We start from the raw sequence: 17,702 nt of genomic DNA, 5'->3' as shown, positions 1-17,702 counted from the left end.
AAAGGGCGGGTCTCCCCGCCCTTTTTCACATCTTGCTGCCGCGGGTCACAGCGGCGCGCAGGCCGCCTCGAGCCAGGCACGAGTGGGGGCGCTCACCAGCGGTGCGACGCGGGCCAGCACCTCGGCGTGATAGCCGTCGAGCCAGGCGCGTTCCTCGGTGCTCAGCATCTCGGCGACGATCAGCCGGCGATCGATCGGCACCCAAGTGAGGGTGCGGAAGCACAGATGGTCGCGCCCGTCGCCAAGCTTCGGCGCCTCCTCGATCAGCAGCAGGTTCTCGATCCGGATGCCGAAGGCGCCCTCGCGGTAATAGCCGGGCTCGTCCGACAGGATCATGCCGGGCGCAAGCGCCACGTCCGAGATCCGCGAGATCCGCGCCGGGCCCTCGTGCACGCAGAGCGCCGCGCCGACGCCATGGCCGGTGCCGTGGTCGTAATCGAGCCCCGCCTCCCACAGCGGTGCCCGCGCCAGCGCATCGAGATCGCGCCCGGCAAGGCCCCGCGGCCAGCGCGCGCGCGCCACCGCGATCATCCCGCGCAGCACGCGGGTGAAGGGGGCGCGGGCGTCGTCACGCACAGGGCCCACGGCCAGGGTGCGGGTGATGTCGGTGGTGCCATCGGGATATTGCGCACCGGAATCGACCAGCAGCAGCTCGCCCGGGGTGACGGCGCGGTTCGTGCCCTCGGTCACCCGGTAATGCACGATCGCGCCGTTGGGACCCGCGCCGCAGATCGTGTCGAAGCTGATGTCGCGCAGCACGCCGGTTGCGCGCCGGCAGTCCTCGAGCCGCGTCACCACGTCGATCTCGGTCAGCCCGCCCGTCGGCGCCTCGGCATCGACCCAGGCGAGAAATTCGGCCAGCGCCGCGGCATCGCGCAGATGCGCGGCCTCCATTCCGGCGACCTCGGCCGGGTTCTTGCGCGCCTTCGCGGCAATGCAGGGGTCTTCGCCCGCGGTCGCCGGAATGCCCGCGGCCTCGAGCAGCCGCCAGACCGCCAGCGGCGCCGTGGCCGGGTCGACCTGCACCGGGCCCGCAAGGTCGGTCAGCGCCTCGCCGAAGGCGTCGAAGGGGGCCAGCCGCACCTCGGGGCCGAGATGGGCCAGAAGCGCCGCGTCGAACTTGGCGGGGTCGGCGAACAGCGCCAGGCCGCCTGTGCTGTCGAGCAGCGCGAAGGCCTGCACCACCGGGTTGCGGGGGATGTCGGCGCCGCGGATGTTCAACAGCCAGGCGATCGAGTCGGGCAGCGTCAGCACCGCGGTGCGTGCGCCGCCGGTGGCGATCGCGGTGCCAAGGCGGCGGCGCTTGGTGGCGCTGTCCTCGCCCGCGAATTCGGCCGGGTGGATGCGTGCGGGGGCGCGCGGCGGGGCAGGGCGGTCGGTCCAGATCGCGTTGACGAGGTTGCGGCTCTCGACCAGCGTGATGCCCGATCCGGCCAGCGCCTTCGCCAGCTCCTCGATCTCGCGGCGGGTGTGCAACCAGGGATCGAAGCCGACGGCGCCGCCCTGCGGCATCTGCTCGCGCAGCCAGGGGCCGGGTTTCACCTCGGGCCAGGGCACCGGGGTGAAGGCGCCAAGATCGACCTCGGCGCGGACCTGCACGCGGTAGCGGCCGTCGATGAACACCCCGGCGCGATCGGCCAGCGCGATGCAGAACCCCGCCGAGCCGGTAAAGCCCGTCAGCCAGCCGAGCCGCGCGTCGCTTTCGGCGACATATTCGCCCTGAAACGCATCGGCGCGCGGCACGATGAAGCCGTCAAGTCCCGCGCGCCCGATCTCGCGGCGCAGCGCGGCCAGACGCACGGGCCCGTTCGCGGGCGAGGATTTCGCGGAAAATTCCTGAAACATCAGCGTGCTGCCCGTGCCATGCCGAAGACGCGGGCGCGCGCCCGCGGGTCGCTGTCGAACAGGCTTGCGAGCTGTTCGGTCATCGCGCCGGCCAGCTGCTCGACATCGGTGATCGTCACCGCGCGCTGGTAATAGCGGGTCACGTCATGGCCGATGCCGATCGCGATCAGCTCGACCGCGCGGCGCTTCTCGACCATCGCGATCACGTCGCGCAGATGCTTCTCGAGGAAGACCGCGGGGTTGACCGAGAGCGTCGAATCGTCGACCGGCGCGCCGTCCGAGATCACCATCAGGATCTTGCGCGCCTCGGGGCGGGCGAGCATCCGCTTGTGCGCCCATTCGAGCGCCTCGCCGTCGATGTTCTCCTTCAGCAGGCCTTCCTTCATCATCAGCCCGAGGTTCGAGCGCACCCGCCGCCAGGGCGCATCGGCCGATTTGTAGATGATGTGGCGCAGGTCGTTCAGGCGGCCGGGCTGCTGCGGGCGGCCCTCGGCCAGCCACTGCTCGCGGCTCTGCCCGCCCTTCCAGGCGCGGGTGGTGAAGCCGAGGATCTCGACCTTGACCGAGCAGCGTTCGAGCGTGCGCGCCAGCACATCGGCGCAGATCGCCGCGATCGAGATCGGCCGGCCGCGCATCGAGCCCGAATTGTCGAGCAGCAGCGTCACCACCGTGTCGCGGAATTCGGTGTCCTTCTCGACCTTGAAGCTGAGCGGCATCGTCGGGTTCGCCACCACGCGGGCCAGACGGCCGGCGTCGAGGATGCCTTCCTCGCGGTCGAATTCCCAGCTGCGGTTCTGCTGCGCCTGCAGTCGCCGCTGCAGCTTGTTCGCCAGCCGCGACACGGCGCCCTTCAGCGGCTCGAGCTGCTGGTCGAGATAGGCGCGCAGCCGCTCGAGCTCGACCGGCTCGGCCAGATCCTCGGCGCGGATCTCCTCGTCGAAGGCGGTGGTGAAGACGCGATAGTTCGGATCGGCCTGCGAAGCCGCGGGCGGCGCCGGCGGCTCGGGCGGGGCATCGGCGGGCATGTCGATTTCCTCGCCCAGCTCGTCTTCCGAGACCGAGTCGCTGCTCACCGCGCTTTGCTGCTGGTCCTGCGTCTGCTCCTGCGAGCTTTCGGCGCTGGCCTCGCTGTCGTCCTGCTCGCTCTGCTCCTGATCCTGGCTTTCGCCGTTCTCGTTCTCCTCGGCCTCCTCCTCGGGTTCGGCCTCGTCGTTCATCTCCTCATCGGGATCTTCGCCAAGCTGATCGCCATAGCCGAGATCGGCGATCACCTGACGGGCAAGCTTCGCGAAGGCCGCCTGATCGGCCAGCAGGTCGCTGGTCTGGGAAAGCGCGTCGCCCGCCGCCTCCTCCATGAACGGCCGCCAAAGGTCGAGCACATGCTCGGCCGCCGCCGGCAGCTTGCGCCCGGTCGCCATCTCGCGCACGAGGTATCCCGCCGCCACCGCCAGCGGCGCCTCGGCGCGCGAGCGGATCTGCGCATAGCCCTTGCGCTCGGCCTCATGCGCGATCTTCGCGTCGATATTGGTCAGCGTGCCCGGCATCTCGCGCGCGCCAAGCGCCTCGCAGCGCGCCCCCTCCATCGCCTCGTAAAGCGCCCGCGCCATGTCGCCCGTGGGCAGGTAGCGCGCGCCGAGCGCGTCGTCGTGGTGACGCCGGCGCAGCGCCAGCGCATCGCCGGTGCCGCGCGCCAGCATGATCTCGTCGCGCGTCATCCGCCGGCTGACCTGCGGCAGGCGCATCTGGTCGCCCGAGACCCCCGAAGGGTCGACGGAATAGCTCACCGTCAGCTCGGGCGCGTCGGCGAGCGTCTTGGTCGCCTCGGCGAGGGCTTTCTTGAAGGGATCGGCGGGGTTGTCGATGGGCTTGCTCATGGCTCAGGTAAAGCACCCCGCCGCCCCCTCGGCAAGGGATTTGCGGGGCCGCGGCACACCGCTGCGGGCACGTTTTCCGCACTGCACCGGATCGGTGCGGATCTGAACAGAACTATGTCTTTGAGCCTTTGCTCTCTGCGATCATAGTGACCTTGCAAACGGGGCCGGAAAGCGCCCCGTCGGACCACCGGAGACAGACATGAGCACCCCGAAGATTGCCATCATCATCGGCTCGACGCGCGCCACGCGCTTTGCCGACAAGCCCGCCAACTGGTTCCTCGACTTCGCGACGAAGGAACGCCCCGACCTGAGCTTCGAGCTGGTCGACCTGCGCGATTTCAACCTGCCGCTGTTCAACGAGGCGGCCTCGAACGCCTGGATGCCCTCGGCCTCGCCCGAGGCGCAGGCCTGGCAGAAGAAGATCGCCGAATTCGACGGCTACATCTTCGTCACCGCCGAATACAACCACTCGCTGACCGGCTCGCTGAAGAACGCGCTCGATCAGGCCTATGTCGAATGGGGCAAGAAGCCGATGGGCGCCGTGGGCTATGGCGGCGTGGGCGCGGCCCGCGCGATCGAGCATCTGCGCGCGATCGCGGTCGAGCTGCAGATGGTGCCGGTGCGCAACGCCGTGCATATCGGTGGCGGCGACTTCTTCGCGGTCTCGCCCCTGGGCCAGAACGGCGAGATGGCCTCGATCGAGGGCCATATCGCCGGCTCGGCGAAGGCACTGCTCGAGGATATCGCCTGGTGGGCGAAGGCCACCAAGGCCGCCCGCGGCTGAGCCCGGGCCGTCCGGCCCCCACTCCCGAAACACCACTCGCGAAACGAAACGGCGCGCCCAGGGGCGCGCCGTTTGCATTATCGCAGCATTTTCAGCAGGGGCGCACAGGTCGCCTTGTCGCGCGCGTAGATCGCCGCCTTTGGTTCCGGGGTGCGCGCGTCGATCGGGCTGAAGGCATCTAAATAGATCTGGCCGAATCCGTCGTCTTCGCCGCGAGGGACGGCCAGCGGAAAGCTCGCCTCCCCATCGACCCTGGTGGCCCATTCGAAGGCCGCACCCGCAGCGGCATTGCGCCCGGTCACCGGATTGCTTTCGGCGATCACTTTCAGCGCTTGCACCACGGTCACGAAATCGCGGCAGCGGCTTTGCAGGTAGACAGGATCGGCTGCCTGCGGATCGGCATCCAGCGGGATCAGCGCGGTGCTGATCTTTTCCGCCGCATTGGCACGAGCCATGTGCGGTGCGCAAAGGAGCACCGCACAGATGATAGCCGCGCGGCGCCTCACCGCGTTGCGATCACCGCGGCCGATTCCGGCAGTTCCTCGTCGAAGAGACGCTGGAAGAACTCGGCCACGGTCGAGCGCTCGAGCTCGTCGCACTTGTTGAGGAAGGTCAGCCGGAACGCATAGCCGACGTTGCGGAAGATCTCGGCGTTCTGCGCCCAGGCGATCACCGTGCGCGGGCTCATCACCGTCGAGAGGTCGCCGTTCATGAAGGCGGTGCGGGTCAGGTTCGCCACATGCACCATCTGCGAGATGATCTTGCGGCCCTTCTCGGTGTTGTAATGCGGTGCCTTCGACAGCACGATCGCGGTTTCCGCGTCATGGCTGAGATAGTTCAGCGTGGCGACCAGCGACCAGCGGTCCATCTGGCCCTGGTTGATCTGCTGGGTGCCGTGGTAAAGCCCGGTGGTGTCACCAAGGCCCACCGTGTTCGCCGTGGCGAAAAGACGGAAATACGGGTTCGGCGTGATCACCTCGTTCTGGTCGAGCAGCGTCAGCTTGCCGTCGGTTTCCAGCACGCGCTGGATCACGAACATCACGTCGGCGCGGCCGGCGTCGTATTCGTCGAAGACGATCGCGGTCGGGTTGCGCAGCGCCCAGGGCAGGATGCCCTCGTGGAACACCGTGACCTGCTTGCCGTCGACGAGCTTGATCGCGTCCTTGCCGATCAGGTCGATGCGGCTGACGTGGCTGTCGAGGTTGACGCGCACGCAAGGCCAGTTCAGCCGCGCCGCGACCTGCTCGATATGGGTCGACTTGCCGGTGCCGTGATAGCCTTGGATCATCACGCGGCGGTTGTAGGCAAAGCCCGCCAGGATCGCCATCGTGGTGTCGGGATCGAACTTGTAGGTCGGGTCGAGGTCGGGCACGCGCTCGGTGCGCTCGGCAAAGCCCTTCACCTTGATGTCGCTGTCGAGGCCGAAGACCTCGCGCACGTCGATTTCTTCGGTGGGTTTGGCATTGGTGTCGAGCATGGCGGGCGTCCTTATCCTGCGGTCGGATGGATTTGTGAACCATCGCACGAGGCCGCGCAAGGGGCGGATTGTCCCGGATACAGGCGGGCATGCGCCCTTGCATCGCGACGGCCCGCTTCATACCTTGCCGCAAACGGTGGATGGGGATTTCCATGAGCGGGCTTCTGGCGCTTCTCGACGACGTGGCGGGGATCGCCAAGATCGCGGCGGCGAGTGTGGACGACGTGGCGGGGCAGGCGGCGAAGGCCGGCGCCAAGGCTGCGGGTGCGGTGATCGACGACGCGGCGGTGACGCCGAAATATGTGCACGGTTTCGCCGCGGCGCGCGAGCTGCCGATCGTGGGCAAGATCGCGCTCGGCTCGGTGCGCAACAAGCTCGTCTTCCTGCTGCCGCTGGCACTGCTTCTGTCGGCCTTCGCGCCCTGGGCGATCACGCCGCTGCTGATGCTCGGCGGCAGCTATCTGTGCTTCGAGGGGGCGGAGAAGGTGCTTCACCTCTTTCACCCCGCGGCAGCCCATGGCGCGCCGGAGGAGACCGGCGACCCGGCCCATCTCGAGGCGGCGAAGGTCTCGGGGGCGGTGAAGACCGATTTCATCCTCTCGGCCGAGATCATGACCATCGCGCTCGCTGCGCTGCCGGCGGGGCAGCCGGTCTGGATGGAGGCGCTGGCGCTTGCCGTCGTCGCGCTAGGCATCACCGCGGCGGTTTATGGCGGCGTGGCGCTGATCGTGAAGATGGACGACATCGGGCTCTGGCTTGCCCGCAACGCCCGGCTCGCGCCGACCCGCGCCTTCGGCCGCGGCCTTGTCCAGGTGATGCCGGGGTTTCTCTCGGGGCTGATGGCGGTGGGGACGGCGGCGATGCTCTGGGTTGGCGGTTCGATCGTGTTGCATGGCGCGGCGGAAATCGTCTGGGCGGCGCCCTACGAGGCGATCCATCGCCTCGCCGTCGTGGTTGCCGCCGGCGTCGGAGAGAGCCTTGCCGGCACTGTCGAATGGCTCGTCACCGCGGCCTGTGACGGGATCTTCGGGCTGGCCTTCGGCCTGGCGCTGGTGCCGCTGGTGACCAAGGTCATCAACCCGGTGATCGCGCGCCTGCGCGGCAAGGGTGGCGCGCACTGAGACCGGGGCAGGGGGCGCTGCCCCCTCGGCCCTTCGGGCCTCACCCCCGGGATATTTGCGGCAATTGGAAGCGAAAGCCGGCGCCCATCTTCCAATTGCTCCAAATATCCCGGGGGTGAATTTTGCCGCCAGGCAAAAGAGGGGGCAGCGCCCCCTGCGCCCTCAGTCCTTGTTGCGCGGCCGGAAGATCTTCGCGCGGCCGACGCGTTCGACCGTCTCGCGCCCGGCCTCGGTGCCGAAATGCGGCTTGTGCTTCAGATCCGGCAGGCGGGCGCGGATCTCGGCGGTCAGCTGCTCTGGCAGCAGGCCGAGCGTCGCCTCGCTCACCATCAGGCTCTCGACCGGGATGCCCTCGGCATAGATGATCTCGTGCCGGTCGAAGACGAGCGCGTAATAGTCGACATAGCCGCCTTCGCGCCGCCAGACATGTTCGCCGTCGACGAGGTGCTTGGCCTGCACGAGGATTTCCGAGGTGTCGCCGATCCGCCGTTCGCCGCGCCGGTAGAGGAAGATCCGGTGATGCGGCGAGACGATCAGGTCGCCCTCGTTGCCGAGCGTGCCGGCCGAGATCACCACGGGCGCAAGCGAGCCGAGCGCGCGCAGCGTGGCGCGGGCGACAAGGCGTACCGGTTGCGGCCCGGAATCGCGCGTCAGCACCCGGTCGCCCGCCTGCAACGTCTCGATCGGGCGCTGTGCGCCGCCGGCCATGGTGATCATCGTGCCGGTGGTGAAGGCGACGCAGACGAGGTCGCTCAGCCGCGCCGAGCCCGGGTCGTCCTGCGCTTCGAGCAGCGTGTAATCGGTGCGCGCCGCGATCGGCGAGAGCGGCAGGGCAAAGAGATCGCCGCTTGCCTCGTCGCGCAGCAACAGGATGTCGACGGTGTCGCCCTCGGGCGTCATCATCACATGACGGGCGATGACGGTGATCGTGTTGCCCGGGGTGCCGACCTCGGAGCCCGGGGCGATGCGCTGACAGCCCTCGCCGTTTTCCGCCTCGAGCAGCAACCTGAGCGGCGTGGCGCCGCGCTCGAGCTGATAGACATCGCCCGCGATGCTGTGCGCGGGCACGTCGATCGCATCGCCCTGGTTCGCCCCCGAGGTCACCCAGATCAGGTCCGCGTCGAAGACGTGGACGGTCTGGGGCGGCAGGGCCTGGGCTGAGGTCATGGTGTGCTCCCTGTTCCGGGGCGAAATGCGCTCCGGCAAGGCCTGAGAAGACCTGTGGTCGGTAAAGCAACTGCGGGGGCTTGCGTCAAGGGCGCGTGGCGCATTGCCTTTCCCCCCGTCTCCGGTGTTTCCTGCGCCGACCACGAACGGAAGACGGAGGGGAAAATGGATCTGGGGATCAGGGGCAAGCGCGCGATCGTCTGCGCGGGCTCGAAGGGGCTCGGGCGCGGCTGCGCCGAGGCGCTCGCGGCGGCCGGGGTGGAGATCGTGCTGAACGCGCGCGGCGCCGAGGCGCTGACGGCGACGGCGAATGCGCTCGAGGCACGCCATGGCGTCACCGTGGTGCCGGTCGCGGCCGATATCACCACGCCCGAGGGGCGCGCCGCGGTGCTCGCGGCCGCGGGCGAGGTCGACATCCTGGTGAACAATGCCGGCGGCCCGCCGCCCGGGCTCTGGAGCGACTGGTCGCGCGAGGATTTCCTGCGCGCGATCGACGCCAACATGCTCAGCCCGATCGCGATGATGCAGGCCTGCCTGCCCGGGATGATCGAGCGCGGCTGGGGCCGGGTCGTCAACATCACCTCGGCGGCGGTGCGCGCGCCGATCGCGCAGCTCGGGCTGTCGAACTCGGCCCGCGCCGGGCTGACGGGATTCGTCGCCGGCACCTCGCGACAGGTCGCCCATGCCGGCGTGACGATCAACAACCTGCTGCCCGGCATCCACGCCACCGACCGGATGATCGCGCTCGACAGCCGCACCGCGGCCGAGCAGGGGATCACCCTCGAGGCGGCGGCGGCGCGGCGCGCGGCGGCGATCCCGGCGGGCCGCTTCGGCACCCCGGCCGAGTTCGGCGCGACCTGCGCCTTCCTGTGCTCGGTCCATGCGGGCTTCATCGTCGGGCAGAACATCCTGGTCGACGGCGGCGCGGCGAACCTGACGCTGTGAGCTTGCACGGGCGGGGCGGGGATGCTAGGGCCAATCCCGAGTTTTTCACTCGGGAGCCGCAATGACCCAGACCCACGTTCCGCCCCGGCTGCAGGTCGAGGGCCTGATGCGCAGCTTCGGCGGGCGTCAGGTGCTCGACGACGTCAGCTTCTCGATTCCAGCGGGGCAGGTGACCTGCCTGCTCGGCCCCTCGGGCTGCGGCAAGTCGACGACGCTGCGCATCGTCGCGGGCGTCGACATGCAGGACCGCGGGCGCATCCTCGTCGACGGGGCGCTGGTGTGCGACACCGTCTTCCGCGTGCCGCCCGAACGGCGCGCGATCGGGCTGATGTTCCAGGACTTCGCGCTGTTTCCGCATCTGAGCGTGGCCGAGAACGTGGCCTTCGGTCTTTCGGGAAGCAAGGCCGAGAAGCGCGCGCGGGTCAGCGAACTCCTCGAGCGGGTGCATCTGGAGCGCCACATCGACAGCATGCCGCATGCGCTCTCGGGCGGCGAGCAGCAGCGTGTGGCGCTGGCCCGTGCCCTTGCGCCGCGGCCGCGGATCCTGCTGATGGACGAGCCCTTCTCGGGGCTCGACGAGCGGTTGCGCGACGACATCCGCGACGAGACGCTGGCCCTTCTGAAGGAGGAGGGCACGGCGGTGCTGCTGGTCACCCACGAGCCGCACGAGGCGATGCGGATGGCCGACGAGATCTTGCTGATGCGGGACGGCCGGATCGTGCAGCGCGGCGCGCCCTACAACCTCTACAACGCGCCTGTCGACCGCAAGGCGGCGGCCTTCTTCTCGGATATCAACGTGCTCACCGGGCGGGTTCAGGGGGCGCTGACGCCGACGCCGTTCGGCGATTTCCTGACCCCGGGGCTGGCCGATGGCACCGCCGTCGACATCGTGATCCGGCCGCAGCACCTGAAGATCGATTTCGACCGCGCCGGCCGCGGTCCGAACCCGACCGTGCAGGACGGCACGCCTGCCCGCGCCGTGGTCGAGCGCGCCCGCTTCATGGGGCGCGAGAGCCTCGTCGAGTTCCGCATGGAGTTCGACGGCTCGGTGCTGCGCGCGACGGTGCCGAACGTGTTCCTGCCGAAGCCCGGCACGCCGATGTGGCTGATGATCCGCCGCGACCGCTGCTTCGTCTTTCCGTCTGCCTGAGGCCACGAGCGGGCAAGGGGGGCGCTGCCCCCCGTCCTGCGGACTCCCCCCGGGATATTTGCGGCAATTGGAAGCGGGAAAGGCCCGTGCTTTCTCCTTGCCCGAAATACCTCGGGGGTGAATTTTGCCGGCAGGCAAAAGCGGGGGCAGCGCCCCCGGCTTGCGTCATTGCAGATAGGGCACCGGGTCGACGGAATCGTAGCCCTTGCGGACCTCGAAATGGACGAAGGCCGGTTCGCCCGCGCGGATCTTCGCGATCGCCTGGCCGCGCTTCACCGTGTCTCCCTTCTTCACCGCGATGCCGTCGATATTGGCATAGACCGTGAGCAGGCCGTTCGCGTGGCGCAGCACCAGGATCGGCACCTGCTCGGTGTCCTTGGTGATCGCCGCGACGGTGCCGGCATCGGCGGCCTTGATCGCGGTGCCCGCGGCGGCGGCGATGTCGATACCGTCGTTCTTGCCCTTCACATAGGGCCGGATGATCGAGCCGCCGACCGGCATCACCAGCTGCGAGCCCGAGGAGGCCGCGGTGCGGGTGGCACCGAGGTCCGGCACGCCCGAGGTGTCGACCGGGGTCGAGGCCTTGACCGGGCTTTCGGCCGGCAGCGGTTTCGAGGCCGAGGGCGGCTCGGGCGTGGGCGAGGCGGCGCCGGGCGGCGTCACGGTCGAGGCGCTCGCCGGCGCGGCCCCGGCGGTCGCGACCGGGATCAGCAGATATTGCCCCTCGCGCACGCTCAGATCGGCCGGCAGGCCGTTCCATTCCGCGAGCGCCTTGGCCGAGACGTTGTAATAGCGCGCGATGGTATAGGCGGTCTCGCCGCGGGCGACCTTGTGGCGCACCGGCTCGGCCGAGGCGGGCTGCATCCCCGTCGCGGGCTTTGCGGCAACCGGGGCGGCGGCGGTCTTCGTCGGGGCGGGCGCCGCGGTTGTGGCGCTCGGTGCGGCGGGGGCGGGGCTGCTCGCCGCGGCGCGGTCGATCGCCGAGGAGGCGAGCGAGGTGATGTCGATGCGCTCGGTGCCGGCCCCGGTCGCGGTGGGGGCGGTCGCGGCGGGCAGGGCCGAGGCGGTGGCCACGGGTTCGGCCACGCGCCGCGGCAGCGCCAGCACCTCGCCCTTGTTCAGCGGCGTGTTCGAGGAGATGGCGTTGTAGCGCGCAAGCTCTTCGGCATTGACGCCCGCCCGGGTCGCGACGGTGGCGACGGTGTCACCGCGCCGGGCGACAGCGACCTGGAAGTTCGGATAGGAGATCACGCCGCGGCTGTCGGGCTCGGGGCGGGCGGCGGTCGCGCTGCGCGCGGCCGAGCTGGTGTCGAAGCCCAGCTTGCCGAAGCCGCGCAGGTCGGCGTCCATGTTGCTGCAGGCGGCAAGTGCGGCAAGCGCACAGCCTGCCAGCAGCAGGCGCGGTGCTGTGCGGCGCGGCAGGGAAAGGGGCTGGCGCAGGGAAGCGGTCATCGGCTCGGTCCTCGTCATCTTGGTGGCCCCTGTCGCCGGGGCCTTGAACTCAGTCGCTTGCCATGCCCTCGACAAGCGGCACGAAACGCACGGGGCGCAATTCCTCGTAATCGAAACCCGTCTCGAGACGCCGCACGCGGATCAGGCTTTGGACCGTGTCCGACTGGCCGACGGGAAGCACCATGATACCGCCGATCTTCAGCTGGGACAACAGGGGGCCGGGCGGGTCCTCGGCGGCGGCGGTCACAAGGATGCGGTCGAAGGGCGCCTGATCGGGCAGGCCGCGGGTGCCGTCGCCGGCGATCGCGACGATGTTCGGCAGGGCGAGTGCGGTGAAGATCTCGGAGGCCTCGCGCACCAGGCGCCGATAGCGGTCGACGGTGTAGACGCGGCGCGCGAGCAGGCTCAGCACCGCCGCCTGATAGCCCGAGCCGGTGCCGATCTCGAGCACGGTGTCGCGCGGCCCGACGCCAAGCGCCTGGGTCATCAGCCCGACGACCGAGGGCTGCGAGATCGTCTGGCCACAGGCAATCGGCAGCGGCATGTCCTCATAGGCGCGCTCGGCGAAGAGGCCGCGCACGAAAGGGCCGCGGTCGACCTTCTCCATCGCGGCCAGCACCCGCGCATCCGTCACGCCCTTGGAGCGCAGCGCGAAGAGGAAGCGCATCTTGCGCTCGGCGATCGGTTCGATGCCGTCCTCCTCGGGCGTGTCGGTCATGCGAGGCGCGCCTCCAGCTCGGCCAGAACGTCATGGGCGGTGAGGTCGCAGCGCATCGGCGTGACCGAGATCCAGCCCTCGAGGTTGAGCGCCGCATCGGTGCCGGGGGCGGTCGCGGTGTGCTGCGGGCCGCCCTTGACCCAGAGGAACCGCCGCCCGGTCGGCGAATGATGCGGCTCGACCGAGAAGAAGCTGTCGGTGCGATAGCCCTGCGGCGCCACCTTCCAGCCCTTCACCGCGGCGGCGGGCACCGGCGGGAAGTTGATGCTGTAGAAGACGCGATAGGGGCCATCGTCCCAGATCCCCTTCTGCCACAGCTGGCGCAGCAGCGCGGGGCCGTGCACGCGGGCGGCCTCGAACGGGTCCATGCCGGGGGCCATGCAGTCCGGCCCGAGGAACTGGCTCAGCGCGATCGCGGGCACGCCCTGCAGCGCCGCCTCCATCGCCCCGCCGAGCGTGCCGGAATAGAGCGCATTCTCGGCCGAGTTGTTGCCGCGGTTGACGCCCGAGAGGACCAGATCGGGCTTGCCGCCCTCGAAGACGTCGTAAAGCCCCGCCAGCACGCAATCGGCCGGGCTGCCCTCGGCGGCATAGCGGCGCGGGCCGTGCTTGGCGATCATCATCGGCCGGGTGTAGCTGATGCAATGGCCGACGCCCGATTGCTCGAAGGCGGGGGCGACGGTCCAGACCTCGCCCTCGGGTCCGGCCAGCTCGGTCGCAAGGTCGAGCAGAACCTCGAGCCCCGGCGCGTGGATGCCGTCGTCATTGGTGATCAGAATGCGCATGAAGTCCCCGTCCGGCTCGTGTTGCCCCTGCTTAGCCCGCAAGGCCCGGCGCGACAAGCGACGGGGTGCATGCGTCGGGATTTCCGGGAGATGTGTGGTCGCAGGGCAGCGCTGCGGTGCGGGCGGCGAGGGGGGCTCTGCCCCCCGCTGCGCTCCCCCCGAGGTATTTGTGCCAAGATGAAAGCAAAAGGGGCCGCTTGCGCAGCCCCGGCAGCCGATCCCGGCTCCTGCTTTCTTCCTGGCCGAAATACCTCGGGGGTGAGCGGCGAAGCCGCGAGGGGGCGGCGCCCCCTTCGCCCGCCGGTCTTAGAGCTCGGCGAGGAGGCGTTTCGCCTCGTCGCGGATATCGGCGAGGGGCGCGCGGTCTTCGGAGGGGAAGAAGCGCGCGCGCGTCGCCGTCGGCATCGGCCGCGGTTCCGCGATCACCACGCGCGGGCCGATCTTGACGTTTTCCGCCTGCCAGCTGCGGGCGAGCGCGATCTGTGCGGCCTTGGTCGCGCCATAGGCGCCGAAGAACTTCTGTCCGCCGCGCGGATCGTCGAAGAAGAGTGCGGTGCCCGCGCCCGCGCGCAGCAGCGGTTCGATCAGCGGGATCAGCGTTGCCGTCGCGGTGACGTTCGTGGCGACGGATTTCGAGAAATCCTTGGCGTCGATATGGCCCGCAGGCGCAAGCGGCGCGGCGTGGATCGCGGTGTGCGCCCAAAGCCCGATCCGGCCCCAGCGGCCGGCGATCGCGTTCGCCAGATGCTCCATCTGCGCCGGGTCGGTGACGTCGAGCGGCGCAAGCGAGGCCGACCCGCCGGCCGCCTGGATCCGGTCGTCGAGTTCCTCGAGCCCGCCCACGGTGCGGGCGACGGCCATCACGTGCCAGCCCCGGGCGGCAAGGGTTTCGGCAAGCGCCGCGCCAAGCCCGCGCGAGGCGCCGGTGACGAGGGCGATGTTCTTTTCGGTGGTCTCGGTGCTCATGACGGCTCCTTGCCAGAGGGGAAGGCGGCGCGCAAGCGTTTCGCGCGGGCGCGCCTGCGGCATCCTGTTGCGGTCTCAGCTGTCTGATTGCAGTCGGGCGAGGGCGGCGCGGCACATGCCGTAGCGCAGCCACTGGCAGGGCGCGCAGATCTCGCTCAGCGCCTCGGCCGGCAGCGCGCGCATCCGGTCGAGCGCCTCGCCCCAGCTCAGCCGGTCGCCCGTCGTCAGGCCGAGCGCACGGGCATGCGCGGCATCAAGCCGGTCGATCGTCGCCGCGGTGTCGCAGCCTTCGCCGCGCCGCGCCGGGCAGGGGGCGCAGATGTCATCTGCTGCCGCCGTCACCTCGATCTCGACCGCCGGGCCCGCCTCGGTGCGCAGCCGGCCCATGACGATCGCCGTCATGTTGGCGGTGAAGGCGTCGGAATAGCCCTTCCCCTCGAAACCGAGGGAGCACAGGAAATGATGCGGGCGGTAGCGCAGCGGGCGGTCGGACATCGCGGGCTCGGAGGTTCGGGCAGATATGCGAAGGGCCGGGGAAATCCCCGGCCCTCGAGTGGCTTGCGTGCCCCTCAGCGCGCGTCGACGTCGATGTAGTCGCGGAAGGTCGCGCCGGTGTAGAGCTGCCGCGGACGGCCGATCTTGCCGGTGGGGTCGCCGATCATTTCCTTCCACTGCGAGATCCAGCCGACGGTGCGCGACAGCGCGAAGATCGGCGTGAACATCGAGGTCGGGAAGCCCATCGCCTCGAGGATGATGCCCGAGTAGAAGTCGACGTTCGGGTAGAGCTTCTTCTCGATGAAATACTCGTCCTGAAGCGCGATCTTCTCGAGCTCCTTGGCGACCTGGAGCGTCGGGTTGTTGTGGATGCCGAGCAGATCGAGCACCTCGTCCGCCGATTCCTTCATCACCTTCGCGCGCGGGTCGAAGTTCTTGTAGACGCGGTGACCGAAGCCCATCAGCTTGAAGGGATCGTTCTTGTCCTTTGCGCGCGCGATGAATTCCGGGATGCGGTCCACGGTGCCGATCTCGCGCAGCATCTCGAGGCAGGCCTGGTTGGCGCCGCCGTGGGCCGGGCCCCAGAGGCAGGCGATGCCGGCCGCGATGCAGGCAAACGGGTTCGCGCCCGAGGAGCCGGCCAGACGCACGGTCGAGGTCGAGGCGTTCTGCTCGTGGTCCGCATGCAGGGTGAAGATGCGGTCCATCGCCTTCGCCAGCGCCGGTTCCACGTGATAGGGCTCGGCCGGGACCGAGAAGCACATGTGCAGGAAGTTCTCGGCGTAGCTCAGCTCGTTGCGCGGATAGACGAAGGGCTGGCCGATCGAGTACTTGTAGGCCCAGGCGGCGATCGTCGGCAGCTTGGCGATGAGGCGCATCGAGGCCACTTCGCGCTGCCACGGATCGTTGATGTCGAGGCTGTCGTGGTAGAAGGACGAGAGCGCGCCGACGACGCCGACCATCGTCGCCATCGGGTGGGCGTCACGACGGAAGCCGCGGAAGAAATACTGGATCTGCTCGTGCAGCATGGTGTGCCGGGTGATCCGGTACTCGAAGTCCTCCATCTGCTGGCGGGTCGGCAGTTCGCCGTTCAGCAGCAGATAGCAGACTTCGAGGTAATGCGACTTCTCGGCCAGCTGGTCGATCGGATAGCCGCGATAGAGCAGCTCGCCCTTGTCGCCGTCGATATAGGTGATCGCCGACTCGCAGGCGGCGGTCGAGGTGAAACCGGGGTCGTAGGTGAAGACATCGGCCTGGCCATAGAGCTTGCGGATGTCGAGAACATCCGGACCCACGGAGGGCGAGAGAACCGGCAGCTCGTAGGTCTTGCCATCGAGCGTCAGTGTGGCAGTTCGTTTCGTGTCAGCCATGAGCTTCCCTTTCCTGTCGTCCGGCCGGGCGCGCCGGTCTGTTGGGTCCGGTTTCACCGGAGAGGCGGCCCGCCCTCAGGCCACCTGATCGTTCACCCTGGCCAAGGTTTCCTCCCGGCCGAGGACATACATCATATCGAACACGCCGGGGGTCACCGACCGCCCCGCAAGTGCGGCACGCAGGGGAGAGGCCAGCTTGCCGAGCCCGAGGTCTTTCTCCTCCGCAACCTGCTTCACGATGGCCTCCAGATCGTCGCGCGTCCAGCTAGCATTTTGCAGGCGCGGCGTCAATTCTTTCAGTATACCACGGGATACCGGATCAAGCTGTTTTGCCGCCTTCTCGTCCACGTCGATCGGCCGCTGAATCAGGGCGAAGTGCGCCTTTTCAATGAGTTGAGGGAAGGTCTTCGCGCTCGACTTGATATAGGGCATCGCCGCGCGCAGCCCCTTTGTCTGCATTTCGGTCAGTGCGGGCAGCTCTGCAGCCTCCAGATAGCCTGCGACCTGCGGCATCAGCGCGTCATCATCGGCCACAGCCATGTGCCGGCCGCAGATATTCTCGAGCTTCTTGAAGTCGAGACGCGCCGGCGAACGGCCGATTCCTTCCAGCTCGAACCAGCTCTTCGCCTGCTCGTCGGTGAAGAATTCATCATCGCCGTGGCTCCAGCCGAGTCGCGCCAGATAGTTGCGCATCCCCGCCGCCGGATAGCCCATGGCCTGATACTGCTCGAGCCCGACCGCGCCGTGGCGCTTCGACAGCTTCTTGCCGTCCGGGCCGTGGATCAGCGGGATATGGGCATAGACCGGCACGTCCCAGCCCATGGCGAGATAGATCTGCATCTGCCGCGCCGCGTTCACCAGATGGTCGTCACCGCGGATCACATGGGTCACGCCCATGTCGTGGTCGTCGACCACCACGGCGAGCATGTAGGTCGGCGTGCCGTCCGAGCGCAGGCAGACCATGTCGTCAAGCTGATCGTTGCGCACGGTCACGTCGCCTTGCACCTTGTCGTGCACCACCGTCGCGCCCTCGCGCGGCGCCTTCAGCCGGATCACATAGGGCGCATCCGGATACGTCGAGGGATCGGCGTCGCGCCAGGGCGAGCGGAACAGCTGCGAGGTGCCCTCGGCCTTCGCCTTTTCCCGGAACGCCTCGATCTCTTCCTGGGTCGAGAAGCACTTGTAGGCCGCGCCGCGCGCGAGCATCTCGCGCGCCACCTCGGCGTGGCGGGGCACGCGCTCGAACTGGCTGACCACCTCGCCGTCATAGTCGAGGCCGAGCCACTCGAGCCCCTTCAGGATCGCCGCCGTCGCCTCGGGGGTCGAGCGGGCGCGGTCGGTGTCCTCGATGCGCAGCAGGAAGGTGCCGCCATGGCCGCGCGCGAACAGCCAGTTGAACAGCGCCGTGCGGGCCCCGCCGATATGCAGGTAGCCGGTCGGCGAGGGGGCGAAGCGGGTGACGATCTTTTGCGACATCGAGGCCTTTCTCGCCCGGTCCGGCGGGCGCCGGGAGGGGCGTTGTTAACGATCTGTAAACCATGCAGCCACTAGGC

General features: G+C 69.0%; 16 protein-coding genes. 4 read left to right on the top strand and 12 right to left on the bottom strand.

Annotation, left to right across the window (positions count from 1 at the left end; translation table 11 throughout):
• Positions 1-45: 45 nt before the first annotated feature.
• Both AC0QTQ_RS11680 and cobT read right to left on the bottom strand, forming a co-directional pair.
• Positions 46-1,845 carry an aminopeptidase P family protein gene (locus AC0QTQ_RS11680; RefSeq protein WP_480256722.1) on the bottom strand — a complete coding sequence of 600 codons (1,800 nt, stop codon included), beginning with the start codon at positions 1,843-1,845 and terminating at the stop codon, positions 46-48.
• Entirely contained in the window at positions 1,845-3,719 is a 1,875-nt protein-coding gene (cobT, locus tag AC0QTQ_RS11675; protein ID WP_121534763.1) for a cobaltochelatase subunit CobT, read from the bottom strand. The genes AC0QTQ_RS11680 and cobT overlap by 1 nt, the downstream gene beginning before the upstream one ends.
• Positions 3,720-3,918: 199 nt before the next feature.
• Here cobT and AC0QTQ_RS11670 point away from each other — a divergent pair, with 199 nt between their 5' ends.
• Positions 3,919-4,503: an NADPH-dependent FMN reductase gene (locus tag AC0QTQ_RS11670; protein ID WP_480256721.1), complete on the top strand. Its 585-nt coding sequence runs from the start codon at positions 3,919-3,921 to the stop codon at positions 4,501-4,503.
• Between the two features lie 77 nt (positions 4,504-4,580).
• Here AC0QTQ_RS11670 and AC0QTQ_RS11665 read toward each other — a convergent pair whose 3' ends face one another.
• Together AC0QTQ_RS11665 and cobS are read right to left on the bottom strand one after the other, a co-directional pair.
• Positions 4,581-4,958 carry a hypothetical protein gene (locus AC0QTQ_RS11665; RefSeq protein WP_480256720.1) on the bottom strand — a complete coding sequence of 126 codons (378 nt, stop codon included), beginning with the start codon at positions 4,956-4,958 and terminating at the stop codon, positions 4,581-4,583.
• Between the two features lie 47 nt (positions 4,959-5,005).
• Complete coding sequence (cobS, locus tag AC0QTQ_RS11660) at positions 5,006-5,980, bottom strand: cobaltochelatase subunit CobS (protein ID WP_121534760.1); 975 nt, start codon at positions 5,978-5,980, stop codon at positions 5,006-5,008.
• A 152-nt stretch (positions 5,981-6,132) separates the two neighbouring features.
• On the opposite strand from cobS, the gene AC0QTQ_RS11655 reads away from it, so the two are divergent.
• A complete protein-coding gene (locus AC0QTQ_RS11655) occupies positions 6,133-7,101 on the top strand; it encodes a DUF808 domain-containing protein (protein ID WP_480256719.1) in 969 nt (322 codons plus the stop codon).
• A gap of 162 nt (positions 7,102-7,263) precedes the next feature.
• On the opposite strand, the gene AC0QTQ_RS11650 is transcribed toward AC0QTQ_RS11655, so the two are convergent.
• Positions 7,264-8,268, bottom strand: coding sequence for a Hint domain-containing protein (locus AC0QTQ_RS11650; RefSeq protein ID WP_480256718.1), 1,005 nt, complete (start codon positions 8,266-8,268; stop codon positions 7,264-7,266).
• 165 nt (positions 8,269-8,433) lie between these two features.
• Here AC0QTQ_RS11650 and AC0QTQ_RS11645 point away from each other — a divergent pair, with 165 nt between their 5' ends.
• Both AC0QTQ_RS11645 and AC0QTQ_RS11640 read left to right on the top strand, forming a co-directional pair.
• Complete coding sequence (locus AC0QTQ_RS11645; protein ID WP_121534757.1) at positions 8,434-9,213, top strand: SDR family oxidoreductase; 780 nt, start codon at positions 8,434-8,436, stop codon at positions 9,211-9,213.
• Between the two features lie 61 nt (positions 9,214-9,274).
• Positions 9,275-10,363 (top strand): ABC transporter ATP-binding protein, encoded by a 1,089-nt coding sequence (locus AC0QTQ_RS11640; RefSeq protein ID WP_480256717.1) that lies wholly within the window; start codon positions 9,275-9,277, stop codon positions 10,361-10,363.
• 165 nt (positions 10,364-10,528) lie between these two features.
• Here AC0QTQ_RS11640 and AC0QTQ_RS11635 read toward each other — a convergent pair whose 3' ends face one another.
• The 7 genes from AC0QTQ_RS11635 to gltX form a co-directional block, all read right to left on the bottom strand.
• Positions 10,529-11,815, bottom strand: a complete 1,287-nt coding sequence (locus tag AC0QTQ_RS11635; protein WP_480256716.1) for a peptidoglycan DD-metalloendopeptidase family protein — start codon at positions 11,813-11,815, stop codon at positions 10,529-10,531.
• A 49-nt stretch (positions 11,816-11,864) separates the two neighbouring features.
• A complete protein-coding gene (locus tag AC0QTQ_RS11630; RefSeq protein ID WP_121534754.1) occupies positions 11,865-12,533 on the bottom strand; it encodes a protein-L-isoaspartate(D-aspartate) O-methyltransferase in 669 nt (222 codons plus the stop codon).
• Positions 12,530-13,318, bottom strand: a complete 789-nt coding sequence (surE, locus tag AC0QTQ_RS11625; protein WP_121534753.1) for a 5'/3'-nucleotidase SurE — start codon at positions 13,316-13,318, stop codon at positions 12,530-12,532. The genes AC0QTQ_RS11630 and surE overlap by 4 nt, the downstream gene beginning before the upstream one ends.
• 306 nt (positions 13,319-13,624) lie before the next feature.
• Positions 13,625-14,284 (bottom strand): SDR family NAD(P)-dependent oxidoreductase, encoded by a 660-nt coding sequence (locus AC0QTQ_RS11620; RefSeq protein WP_480256715.1) that lies wholly within the window; start codon positions 14,282-14,284, stop codon positions 13,625-13,627.
• A 75-nt stretch (positions 14,285-14,359) separates the two neighbouring features.
• Positions 14,360-14,779: a DUF1284 domain-containing protein gene (locus tag AC0QTQ_RS11615; RefSeq protein WP_480256714.1), complete on the bottom strand. Its 420-nt coding sequence runs from the start codon at positions 14,777-14,779 to the stop codon at positions 14,360-14,362.
• A gap of 74 nt (positions 14,780-14,853) precedes the next feature.
• Positions 14,854-16,149, bottom strand: a complete 1,296-nt coding sequence (gltA, locus tag AC0QTQ_RS11610; protein ID WP_480256713.1) for a citrate synthase — start codon at positions 16,147-16,149, stop codon at positions 14,854-14,856.
• Positions 16,150-16,224: 75 nt separating this feature from the next.
• Positions 16,225-17,625, bottom strand: a complete 1,401-nt coding sequence (gene gltX / locus AC0QTQ_RS11605) for a glutamate--tRNA ligase (protein WP_480256712.1) — start codon at positions 17,623-17,625, stop codon at positions 16,225-16,227.
• Between the last annotated feature and the right edge of the window lie 77 nt (positions 17,626-17,702).

This window comes from Paenirhodobacter sp. YD-8 (assembly GCF_056590935.1).
The sequence above is the reverse complement of the archived record's forward strand: the minus strand, read 5'-3'. Positions and strand labels throughout refer to the sequence as shown.

Bases quoted from the DNA above. Each gene is read 5' to 3' on its own strand.
- cobT (WP_121534763.1), bottom strand. From the start codon at position 3,719: ATGAGCAAGCCCATCGACAACCCCGCCGATCCCTTCAAGAAAGCCCTC.
- AC0QTQ_RS11620 (WP_480256715.1), bottom strand. From the start codon at position 14,284: ATGAGCACCGAGACCACCGAAAAGAACATCGCCCTCGTCACCGGCGCC.
- AC0QTQ_RS11655 (WP_480256719.1), top strand. From the start codon at position 6,133: ATGAGCGGGCTTCTGGCGCTTCTCGACGACGTGGCGGGGATCGCCAAG.
- AC0QTQ_RS11640 (WP_480256717.1), top strand. From the start codon at position 9,275: ATGACCCAGACCCACGTTCCGCCCCGGCTGCAGGTCGAGGGCCTGATG.
- AC0QTQ_RS11670 (WP_480256721.1), top strand. From the start codon at position 3,919: ATGAGCACCCCGAAGATTGCCATCATCATCGGCTCGACGCGCGCCACG.
- AC0QTQ_RS11615 (WP_480256714.1), bottom strand. From the start codon at position 14,779: ATGTCCGACCGCCCGCTGCGCTACCGCCCGCATCATTTCCTGTGCTCC.
- gltX (WP_480256712.1), bottom strand. From the start codon at position 17,625: ATGTCGCAAAAGATCGTCACCCGCTTCGCCCCCTCGCCGACCGGCTAC.
- AC0QTQ_RS11635 (WP_480256716.1), bottom strand. From the start codon at position 11,815: ATGACCGCTTCCCTGCGCCAGCCCCTTTCCCTGCCGCGCCGCACAGCA.
- cobS (WP_121534760.1), bottom strand. From the start codon at position 5,980: ATGCTCGACACCAATGCCAAACCCACCGAAGAAATCGACGTGCGCGAG.
- AC0QTQ_RS11630 (WP_121534754.1), bottom strand. From the start codon at position 12,533: ATGACCGACACGCCCGAGGAGGACGGCATCGAACCGATCGCCGAGCGC.
- AC0QTQ_RS11665 (WP_480256720.1), bottom strand. From the start codon at position 4,958: ATGGCTCGTGCCAATGCGGCGGAAAAGATCAGCACCGCGCTGATCCCG.
- surE (WP_121534753.1), bottom strand. From the start codon at position 13,318: ATGCGCATTCTGATCACCAATGACGACGGCATCCACGCGCCGGGGCTC.
- AC0QTQ_RS11650 (WP_480256718.1), bottom strand. From the start codon at position 8,268: ATGACCTCAGCCCAGGCCCTGCCGCCCCAGACCGTCCACGTCTTCGAC.
- gltA (WP_480256713.1), bottom strand. From the start codon at position 16,149: ATGGCTGACACGAAACGAACTGCCACACTGACGCTCGATGGCAAGACC.
- AC0QTQ_RS11645 (WP_121534757.1), top strand. From the start codon at position 8,434: ATGGATCTGGGGATCAGGGGCAAGCGCGCGATCGTCTGCGCGGGCTCG.
- AC0QTQ_RS11680 (WP_480256722.1), bottom strand. From the start codon at position 1,845: ATGTTTCAGGAATTTTCCGCGAAATCCTCGCCCGCGAACGGGCCCGTG.